Here is a 9,573-nt window from a genome sequence, read left to right as displayed (position 1 = left end):
TTCTTTGGCCTGATACCCTCCTTGCCCTGGTAGGGTATTTGCTTTTGAACCACCATGTCCTCGTCCTTGCAACTGTTTGACGATCCCGCCTTGCCTGAGCAGAACGCCCAGGACCTATTGCGGCGTGCGCGTCCCGCAGAGGCGGGGCACTTCGACGAGTTGCGGCAGGCCGATGGCACGCTCAAGCCTGCGTGGCAGGCTTTTGCCGAGCACCTGGATGCACCGCTGGATGACCTCAGCCGCCGCCAAGGCCTGCTGGCCCGCCAGATCCAGGAAGATGGCATCACCTACAACGTGTACAACGCGCAAGGCGGGCCCAGTCGGCCTTGGTCGCTGGAGCCCTTGCCGCTGATCATCTCTGCCGATGACTGGCGCGATCTGGAGCAAGGTGTCGCCCAGCGTGCCAGCTTGCTCAACCGTGTGCTGGAAGACGTCTACGGCGAGCAGCAAGTGCTGAAAGAGGCCTTGTTGCCCTCGGCGCTGGTGCTGGGCCATCCGAGCTACCTGCGGGGTCTGCAGGGCGTCAAACCAGTGGGTGGCGTCTACTTGCATGTTGTGGCGTTTGACCTCGTTCGCGGGCCGGACGGCGAATGGCGGGTGGTGTCGCAGCGCACGCAGGCACCGTCGGGACTGGGCTACGTGATGCAAAACCGCCTGATCGTCTCGCGCATCCTGCCTGAGGCCTACCGGGCGATGAACGTGCAGCATCTGGCCAGCGGCTACCGTCGCATGCTGGAGACCATGACCGAACTGGCTGCCAGCTGTTCGGGTGGCGAGACCCCGCGCCTGGCGCTGCTGACACCAGGGCCGTACAACGAAACCTATTTCGAGCATGCCTACCTGGCGCGCTACCTGGGCCTGCCCCTGGTGGAAGGCGGTGACCTGGTCGTGCGTGACGAGAGCCTGTTCCTCAAGACGGTGCAGGGGCTGGAGCCTATTCACGGCCTGCTGCGGCGCCTGGACGACGATTTTTGCGATCCACTGGAATTGCGCTCGGATTCGACCTTGGGCATTCCCGGTCTGATGCAGGCGGTGCGGGCGGGCAAAGTGGTGTTGGCCAACGCCCTGGGGACCGGCTTTCTGGAGTCGCCCGCCGTACACGGTTTCCTGCCAGCCCTGTCTCGCAAGCTTTTGGGTGAAGAGCTCAGCTTGCCTTCGTTGCCTACCTGGTGGTGTGGCGAAGAGGCGGCCTGGGACGACGTGCGTGAAGACCTCAATGCCAGGGTGATCCGTCCCAGCTATCCGCTGACCAGCACGCCCGGGCTGGGCTCTGCCTCGCCGCGTCAGCGCTTTGATGCCGTGATCGGCCATACCCTCTCGGCCAAAGCGCAGACCGCCTGGCGCGAGCGTATCGAGCAGGATCCAGCTTCCTACACCGTGCAGCGCTTCGTGCCTTATGCGCAGGCGCCGGTGTGGTCGTCTGGTGCCTTGAGCATGCGGGGGGCCTCCCTGCGCGTTTACGCCTTGTCAGACGGGCAAGGTGGCTGGCAGGTCTTGCCAGGCGGCATGACGCGCATCGCCACGCGTGAAGCAGGTCCGGTGTCCATGCAACTGGGCGGCAGCAGCCTGGATACCTGGGTGCTGACAGACGAATCCGTGGACACCTTCTCGATGCTGCCTGCTTCCATCAAGCTGGAAGAGTTGGTGCAGCGTCAGCGCCCCGTGGCCAGTCGCACGGGCGAGAACCTCTTCTGGATGGGCCGCTACACCGAACGAACGGAGCAGCAATTGCGCTTGATGCAGGCTCTGGTCAGCCTGCAGTCCAGTGATGACGAGGTGCACGACACGGTTTCACGTGTGCTGTCGGATCTGGCACAGGCCAATGGCCTGGTGCCGCCTGGCACACCCAGTCTGAGCCAGTCACCCAGGGTCTTCGAGCGGGCTGCCATGGATGCCTTGATCGATGCCACAGGCCAGCACGGCGCCTGCAGCCTGGGCTTCAACCTGGCGGCATTGGCCCGATCGGCACAAAGTCTGCGTGAAAGGCTGTCGCCCGAGCACGCACGCCTGCTGCGCGCGCTGAGCACCGACTTTCACCAGCGCGTGACGGCTGCCGGCACGCCTGTTGCGGAGGCACAAGGGCATGACGCCCTCGCCCCCAGCAGGCTCACCAGCCTCACGCAAGCCTATGAGGCCTTCGAACACCTGGGCATGCAGCTCGCCGCCGTGACAGGAGCCCAGACCGACCGCATGACCCGCGACCCCGGCTGGCGCTTGCTGACCGTGGGGCGTTTGATCGAGCGCCTGACGGGCTATGCCAGCATGCTCAAATCATTCTGGGAGAACAAAGCCTTGCTGCATGCACAGGGCTTTGATCTGGTTGTTGATCTATTTGACAGCACCATCACTTTCAGGGCGCGTTTCCAGCGCCGTCTGGAGCGCCCGGCCTTGCTGGCTTTGCTTGTGATGGATGAGACCAATCCGCGGGCGCTGGCCTGTGTGCTGCGGCGGTTGCGCACTGAACTGGTCAAGTTGCCAATCCGAGGCGGTTCGCACGAGGATCTCTTGGCCTTGTTGCCACATGTCGGCGTCGGGTGCACCTTGCCTGATCTGTGTGATCCTGCCAGTGGCGATGAAGCGGTGCTTGGCATGCTCAATCGCTTGATCGAAGCGGGCTGGCGCTTGTCCGACGAGGTGGGGCGGCGCTACTTTGCGCATGCCGAGCCAACTGATTCGATGGTGAGCGCATGAGCGAGCCTGTCGATTCGGCGCGCCTGTCGGTTGAGCACGAAACGCTCTACACCTACAACCACGCGGTTGATCAGGCCCAGCACATCGCCTGTTTGCGTCCGCTCAGTGATGCCGGCCAGCACCTGGATGTGTTTGACATGTCGGTCAGCCCGGTGCCTACGCAGCACAGCACGCGCCGTGACAGCCATGGCAACAGCCGCGCTTACTTCGCCTTGCATGCGGCGCATAGCCAACTGCGCGTGATGGCGCGAAGCCAGGTGACGGTGTCATCGCGCTACAAGGGCTTGGATCCCGCCAAGGGGCCTACCTGCGCCGAGGTGCGGCAATGGTTGTCCTACCGGGCTCACGCCGCTTTCCAGCCAGCCAGCGAATACCTGTATGCCTCGCCCTATGTGCCCTGCCTGAGTGCTTTGCGCGAGTATGGCCTGGCGTCGTTGCGCGATGACCGGCCGCTGGCCGAGGCCGCGATCGAGCTCATGAGCCGCATCCACGAGGATTTCAAATATGCCCCTGCCTCGACGGATATTTCCACGCCCGTCCTGGATGTCTTCTTGCAGCGCAAAGGCGTGTGCCAGGACTTTGCCCACCTCATGCTGGGCTGTTTGCGTGCCTGCGGTCTGGCTGGTCGTTACGTGAGCGGTTATCTCCTGACCTTGCCGCCGCCAGGGCAGGCGCCACTGGTCGGGGCTGATGCTTCGCATGCCTGGGTCAGCGTCTGGGTGCCCGCTCTGGGGCTGGATCGTGCAGAGGACTGGCTCGATCTGGATCCCACGAATGACTGCGTGCCCGATATTCACCACGTGCGTGTCGCGCATGGACGTGATTTTGGCGATGTCACCCCATTGCGTGGCGTGATCCGCGGGGGCGGTAGCCACACCTTGCGAGTGCGGGTAACCACGAGGTTGTTGTCCGAAGAAGCCATGGGTGCGCCCTGGGCCTGAGACTGACCAAGGTCATATCGACCCGATTTGTTAGGGGGGGAGCCGCTTTCATGCCCGTCTTTGCCTGAAGTCCTTGCTACAGTGGACTTCATCTAATGGCTTTCGACAGATGACAGGCGGGTTCATCATGAGCAAATTGCTTCGACTGGCGTGCATGAGCGCGCTCATCGTGAGTTGCGGTTTCAGCTACGCGACACCAGGCGAACTGGGGCCCTATTCCAGCTCGATCGGTGAGGGCAACAGCGCTTTCGGCGTCTACCAGGACACGTTCGTGGTCACGCGTGGCTTTGCCATCAACTGGTATGACAGCCCGGTTCCGCCATCTGCACGGTTCATGGATTTGCAAGGCTCTGTCGGCGCTGTATTTGAGACCTCAGATGGGCTGGCTCCGTTCATGTTCAGCAGCGTCAGCTTGATGTCGGCGGATCACGCCGTCACCTACAGCAGCATCGATGTTTCCCAGCCCAAGGCGACGATCAACTTCTCTTTTGACCACCTGGCCGAAGGCCAGTACGCGCTTCAGTTCGTTGGTCACTATGTGCGCAGCCCTGACGAAACGGGTTGGGGCGTTCAGGAATGGGGATACTCGGTCAGCGGGGTGGCGTCATCGGCGCCCGAGCCCTCTGACATCGCTTTGACCATGTCCGGGCTGGTTTGCGTTGCTTTGTGGGCACGCCGTCAAGGCAAGTGATGCTTTGCCTGTCGGGAGACAGGGATATGGATTTGCTTGCACCTGATTGGTGCTTGCGTGATCCTTCAGCTCGCGTGAGCGAGCTGCACACCCATTGAGTGCACCATTCGAGGCGATGGGTGCACCAAAAGCATGGGAGACATGTGGGCTGCTCGCCCGAAACCTGTGCCACCTCAATGGCCATGGTGATGACCCTGGCACACTCTGTGCATGGTCATGTTGACCGCAGCTTTACCCACCCCTGCAGGAAGGGGCCCAACGATGCGATTCTTCGACGAAATGCATGTGAGCAGCACTGAGGTGCGCGAACACTACAAGACCTACGACCGTTGGTTGGGGCGGCAGCCCCGCGAACTGATGGCCTCGCGGCGTGAAGAAGCAGAAATGATCTTCCGCCGTGTTGGCATCACCTTCGCGGTGTATGGCGACAAGGATGAAGACGGTGCCGGCACGGAACGCCTCATCCCCTTTGACCTGATTCCTCGCGTCATCCCGGCCGCCGAGTGGCGCGAGATGGAAAAGGGCTTGAAGCAACGTGTGACGGCGCTCAACCGTTTCCTGGAAGACGTCTATCACGGCCAGGAGATCCTCAAGGCGGGCATCATCCCCGCCGAGCCGGTGCTCAACAATGCCCAGTTCCGCAAGGAGATGGTGGACCTCAAGGTACCCGGCGGCATCTACTCCATCATCGCGGGCATCGACATCGTGCGCGCCTGCAACCCGGATGGTTCGGGCACCTATTACGTGCTCGAAGACAATCTGCGCGTGCCCTCCGGTGTGAGCTACATGCTGGAGAACCGCAAGATGATGATGCGGCTCTTCCCCGATCTGTTTGCCGAGCATCGTGTGGCCCCCGTGGCGCACTACCCGGACTTGCTGCTCGATACCCTGCGGGCCATGGCACCTGCCAACGTGAACGAGCCGACCGCCGTGGTGCTCACGCCGGGTTCTGCCAACTCTGCCTATTTCGAGCACGCCTTCCTGGCGCAGCAGATGGGCATCGAGCTGGTGGAAGGGCAGGACCTGTTCGTCAAGGACGACTTCGTCTACATGCGCACCACCCGTGGCCCGCAGCGCGTGGATGTGATCTACCGCCGCCTGGACGATGACTTCATGGACCCGGAAGTCTTCCGCAAGGATTCGACCCTGGGTGTGGCCGGCCTGCTGCGCGCCTACCGCGCCGGCAATGTCACCCTGGCCAATGCCTTTGGCACCGGTATCGCGGATGACAAGTCTATCTACCCCTACGTGCCCAAGATGATCGAGTTCTATCTGGGCGAAAAACCCATCCTGCAGAACGTGCCCACGCATGTCTGCCGCGAGAAGGATGACCTCAAGTACACGCTGGACAACCTGGCCGATCTGGTGGTCAAGGAAGTGCACGGGGCAGGGGGCTACGGCATGCTGGTGGGCCCGGCGGCCACCAAGGCCGAGATCGAGGATTTCCGCAAGGCGCTGATCGCCAACCCGAGCAACTACATCGCGCAGCCCACGCTGTCGCTGTCGACCTGCCCAACCTTTGTCGAGTCCGGCATCGCGCCACGCCACATTGACCTGCGGCCCTTCGTGCTCTCTGGCAAGTCAGTGCAGATGGTGCCTGGTGGTCTGACCCGCGTGGCGCTCAAGGAAGGCTCGCTGGTCGTCAACAGCTCGCAAGGCGGTGGCACCAAGGACACCTGGGTGCTGGAAACCTGATCTGAACAAAAGTCATTACCGGAGGACGCCGCCATGCTCAATGAACGCATCGAAGACCATCTGCCGTCCCACCTGATCGAGACTGAAACCGGGGCCTTGCGCGCAAGCAACGCCTCGCATCTGGAGATAAAGCCCATGCTGTCGCGCACCGCTGACCACCTCTTCTGGATGGCACGCTACATGGAGCGTGCCGAGAACACCGCGCGCCTGCTCGACGTCAACTACCAGACCTCGCTGCTACCGCAATCAAGTGAGTCGGCGCAGGCTGGCTGGCGGGGCTTGCTGGGCATCAGCGAGTTGCTGCCTGAGTACAAGGCCAAGTATGACGAGATCAACGCCCGCGACGTGATGGCCTTCATGGTCACGGATGCGTCCAACCCGTCAAGCATCCTCAATTGCCTGCGGGCCGCGCGTGAGAACGCCCGCGCGGTGCGTGGCGCGCTGACGACCGAAGTCTGGGAGACCATGAACCAGACCTGGCTGGAGTACAACCGCCTGGTCAAGTCAGGCGCGTGGGCCAAGGACCCGGCCGAGCTGTTCGAGTGGGTGAAGTTCCGCTCGCACCTCTCACGTGGTGTGACCCTGGGCACCATGCTGCAGGACGAGTCCTTCCACTTTCAGCGCATCGGCACCTTCCTGGAGCGGGCCGACAACACGGCGCGCTTGCTGGACGTGAAGTTCCACGCCCGCAACACCGAGTTCTTTGGCTCCGGCCTGGGCAACGAGGGCAAGGAAGTCGACTTCTATCACTGGTCAGCCGTGCTGCGCAGCGTGTCGGCGTTTGAGGTGTACCGCAAGGTCTACCGCAATGTGATCCGCCCGGAAAAGGTGGCCGAGTTGCTGATCCTGCGCGCCGAGATGCCGCGTTCGCTCGTGTTCTGCATGGACGAGGTCGTGAGCAATCTGCGTGCGGTGGCCAATGACCACAGCCACGAAACACTGCGCCGTGCAGGCCGCCTGCGCGCCGACCTGCAGTTCAGCCGCATCGACGAGATCGTGGCCACCGGCCTGCACGCCTACCTCACGCAGTTCCTCGACCGCGTGGGTGATCTGGGCTATGGCATCAGCCGTGACTTCCTGATGCCAGCCTGATCAAAAGGCAAAAAAACTGTCAATGCGAGGGCAAGGGTGCACCCGCCATGGCCTTCGCAAAGTCCGTCCCGATGACGGTCGAGCCTGCCGCCGTGGGGTGGTTGGCATCCCAGAAGAGGTATTTGTCGGGGTTGGCGCACACGGGGCCGGGCACGCCTGGGAAGTTCGGCGTGTAGCAGGGCTCTGTCACGTTGTTGCCTTCCGCCGCCGCTTGCACCATGCGCGCCTGCGAGTAGGTGTAGGTCTCGAACGTTCTCACCGTGGCTTGCGGGTATTGCTTGGCGAAGGCCGTCAACGTTGTGTTGAGTGCGGCCGCGAATTCCGCACTGCGTGCTTTCGCGTTGTCGAGGTAATTGCTCAGCGTCTTGTTGTGCTGGTGCGCTGATGGCGTGATGCTCAGGTCGGGCATCTGCGGCACGAAGAAGTGGCGAGCGCCGCGTTGGTACAACTTGGTCAGGCCCTTGTTGATGTTGTTGGCAATCAGGTTGGCTGTGAGTTTGTTGAAGATGTTGCCGTTGGCATAGAAGTCATCTGGCCCTGTCCACAGCACATACAGCGCATTGGCGTCCAGTGGCGTGCTGGTGCTGGGTTGGTTGTCCAGGCAATCCTGAATCTGCTTGAGCATGCCTTGCTGCATGCCGTAAACAGGCATCAGGTTGTCTGTGCCTGAACGTGCGCCAGCAAAAGCGTAGTTCATCAGTGGCAGGTTCAAGGCATTGGCCATGGCCTCCAGTACCACCACGCCATTCGAGAATCGCCCGCGGCTGCTGGGCGCTGTGGGCAGGCCTTGCCCGCCAAAGGCGACCATCGAGTCAAACAGATTGCCTGTATCGCTCATGCTGTCGCCGAACGAGACGACCTTGGTGTAGCTGTTGGCGATGGTCTGAGCAGGAGGGTGGGGTGGCAGCGGCGTGGGGCGCAACCTGATCGCTTGTTTGACCGTCAGCATGCGCAGCCCTTCCGAGTACGGCTTCACACCTGATCCGAACACGCTCATGATGCCGTTCCACAGCAGCACGTTCGAGCCAATGACGTAGGCCGTGGCTGGTGTCAGCACCACGCCGCTGGCCTGGCCAGTGGCGGCCAGCAGCGCAGGGGGCAGTTGGGCATGGCTGGCTGTGTGGAACATCGCGCTGCAAAGGGTCAGGGTACTGCATGCGACAAGGTGACGGAATGGGTGTTTCATGTTGTTCGTCTCGCCTGTGAGGCTGGATTTTTGTGTCGGGGTGAGTATGTCAGCGTGCCGACAAACGATGACCGATTCTTGTGAATCGACGCCAATTCAGGGGTACCCCTCCCACCTATCTGCGTGTGACGCAAAAGCCATGTGCGTCATGCTGATGTGCTGATCGGCCCATGCGTCAACAAGGTTTGTCGCGGCCCTTTCATGTTTGCGGACTGTTCAGCATGGTTTGCGCGCCAGAACAAATGGCACGCATGACATGTCTCGTTTCTATCCTGCTTGGCATGCGGCGATGACGCCGAATCCAATCAGGGAGCAGCTCATGTTTCAGTCTCGGCAAATCGTGTTGCTGGTAGCGGGCCTCGTGTCCGCCATGTCGGTCTGGGCCGATCCGGCCAATCATGTGGTGAACAATTTTGGTGACATCACCCTGCCGTTCACGCGCAGCATTGGCAACACCTTCGCTGCCAATGGGTCAGGCGGCTATGTGTCTCAGGATGGGTCGTCAGTGGTGCTGGCCAGCATCGGCGGCAAGTCGTATTTCTATGACGATTACGTCTTCAATTTGCCCTTCGCACCACAGGCCAGCTTCAATGCCGCGGCCGTGTCCATCGATCTGGGCAGCTTCCTGAGCCTGCAGGATTTTTCGGCACGTTTGTACAAGCTGGATGCCGATGTCGCCTCGTTGACGACCGGCTTGCCCAGCAGCGGCAAGCCCATCCAGTCATGGACCTCATCTGCCTTGCTGGCGCCCGGTTTGACCGGCACGACCGTGCTGTTCCAGAACGTTGATCTACAGGCAGGCGCGCGTTACGCGCTGGAGTTCCGCGGCACGATTGCCGGCGCCTTTGGCGGCAGCTACGGCGGCAACCTCAACATCACACCCGTGCCTGAGCCCAGCACGGCGGCCATTGTGCTGGCGGCGCTGGGCGTGATCGGCTTGTTGAAGCGCCGTCGCCAGCCTTGAGTGCTGGCGCGGCGCGTCGGTCGCTAGGCCTGCGCCGAGGCGCCACGTTGGGCCGAGTTGGCCGCCTGCACTCTGGCGCGCAAGGCCTCGAAAGACATGGCTGCATCCAGTGATGCCGCGAACTTGTCAGGCAGGCTGATCACCGTTTCGAAAGGTCGGAAGTCGGCGTCGTGCTGATCGTCCAGGAATCGAATGGCGATATGGCCGCCTTCTCTCTCCAGGAAGCCACGTACCGCGTCCATGCCCACGCCTCGACCGGATACTTCCGTGACCTGATCGGCTGTGGAAAAACCCGATCGGAAAATCAGTTGAG

General features: G+C 61.9%; 7 protein-coding genes and 1 pseudogene. 6 read left to right on the top strand and 2 right to left on the bottom strand.

Annotated elements, in window-relative coordinates; translation table 11 throughout:
* Positions 1-54 precede the first annotated feature (54 nt).
* The 5 genes from EPO09_RS09325 (at position 55) to EPO09_RS09305 (ending at position 7,110) form a co-directional block, all read left to right on the top strand.
* Positions 55-2,691 carry a circularly permuted type 2 ATP-grasp protein gene (locus tag EPO09_RS09325; protein ID WP_290642426.1) on the top strand — a complete coding sequence of 879 codons (2,637 nt, stop codon included), beginning with the start codon at positions 55-57 and terminating at the stop codon, positions 2,689-2,691.
* Positions 2,688-3,632, top strand: coding sequence for a transglutaminase family protein (locus EPO09_RS09320; protein WP_290642424.1), 945 nt, complete (start codon positions 2,688-2,690; stop codon positions 3,630-3,632). The genes EPO09_RS09325 and EPO09_RS09320 overlap by 4 nt, the downstream gene beginning before the upstream one ends.
* Positions 3,633-3,759: 127 nt before the next feature.
* Positions 3,760-4,323: a hypothetical protein gene (locus EPO09_RS09315; RefSeq protein ID WP_290642422.1), complete on the top strand. Its 564-nt coding sequence runs from the start codon at positions 3,760-3,762 to the stop codon at positions 4,321-4,323.
* Between the two features lie 261 nt (positions 4,324-4,584).
* On the top strand, positions 4,585-6,018 hold the full coding sequence (locus EPO09_RS09310) for a circularly permuted type 2 ATP-grasp protein (protein WP_290642420.1): 1,434 nt from the start codon (positions 4,585-4,587) through the stop codon (positions 6,016-6,018).
* A gap of 135 nt (positions 6,019-6,153) precedes the next feature.
* Positions 6,154-7,110: an alpha-E domain-containing protein gene (locus EPO09_RS09305; RefSeq protein ID WP_290642428.1), complete on the top strand. Its 957-nt coding sequence runs from the start codon at positions 6,154-6,156 to the stop codon at positions 7,108-7,110.
* A 19-nt stretch (positions 7,111-7,129) separates the two neighbouring features.
* On the opposite strand, the gene EPO09_RS09300 is transcribed toward EPO09_RS09305, so the two are convergent.
* Positions 7,130-8,239: an SGNH/GDSL hydrolase family protein gene (locus EPO09_RS09300; RefSeq protein WP_290642418.1), complete on the bottom strand. Its 1,110-nt coding sequence runs from the start codon at positions 8,237-8,239 to the stop codon at positions 7,130-7,132.
* A gap of 376 nt (positions 8,240-8,615) precedes the next feature.
* Between EPO09_RS09300 and EPO09_RS09295 the strand changes: the two genes are divergently transcribed.
* The gene (locus tag EPO09_RS09295) at positions 8,616-9,260 is read left to right on the top strand and encodes an FxDxF family PEP-CTERM protein (RefSeq protein WP_290642416.1); all 645 of its coding nucleotides are present in this window, start codon (positions 8,616-8,618) and stop codon (positions 9,258-9,260) included.
* 23 nt (positions 9,261-9,283) lie between these two features.
* On the opposite strand, the pseudogene EPO09_RS09290 reads toward EPO09_RS09295, so the two are convergent.
* Positions 9,284-9,573, bottom strand: a pseudogene (locus EPO09_RS09290) (chemotaxis protein CheA); the annotation flags it as partial.

The sequence above is a fragment of the Aquabacterium sp. genome, assembly GCF_004297345.1.
Lineage (GTDB): Bacteria > Pseudomonadota > Gammaproteobacteria > Burkholderiales > Burkholderiaceae_C > Aquabacterium.
Note: the sequence above shows the minus strand (reverse complement) of the source record. Positions and strands in the feature narration are given on the sequence as shown.

Excerpts from the sequence above, each read along its gene's own strand:
- EPO09_RS09325 (WP_290642426.1), top strand. The coding sequence starts at position 55 with ATGTCCTCGTCCTTGCAACTGTTTGACGATCCCGCCTTGCCTGAGCAG.
- EPO09_RS09320 (WP_290642424.1), top strand. The coding sequence starts at position 2,688 with ATGAGCGAGCCTGTCGATTCGGCGCGCCTGTCGGTTGAGCACGAAACG.
- EPO09_RS09315 (WP_290642422.1), top strand. The coding sequence starts at position 3,760 with ATGAGCAAATTGCTTCGACTGGCGTGCATGAGCGCGCTCATCGTGAGT.
- EPO09_RS09310 (WP_290642420.1), top strand. The coding sequence starts at position 4,585 with ATGCGATTCTTCGACGAAATGCATGTGAGCAGCACTGAGGTGCGCGAA.
- EPO09_RS09305 (WP_290642428.1), top strand. The coding sequence starts at position 6,154 with ATGCTGTCGCGCACCGCTGACCACCTCTTCTGGATGGCACGCTACATG.
- EPO09_RS09300 (WP_290642418.1), bottom strand. The coding sequence starts at position 8,239 with ATGTTCCACACAGCCAGCCATGCCCAACTGCCCCCTGCGCTGCTGGCC.
- EPO09_RS09295 (WP_290642416.1), top strand. The coding sequence starts at position 8,616 with ATGTTTCAGTCTCGGCAAATCGTGTTGCTGGTAGCGGGCCTCGTGTCC.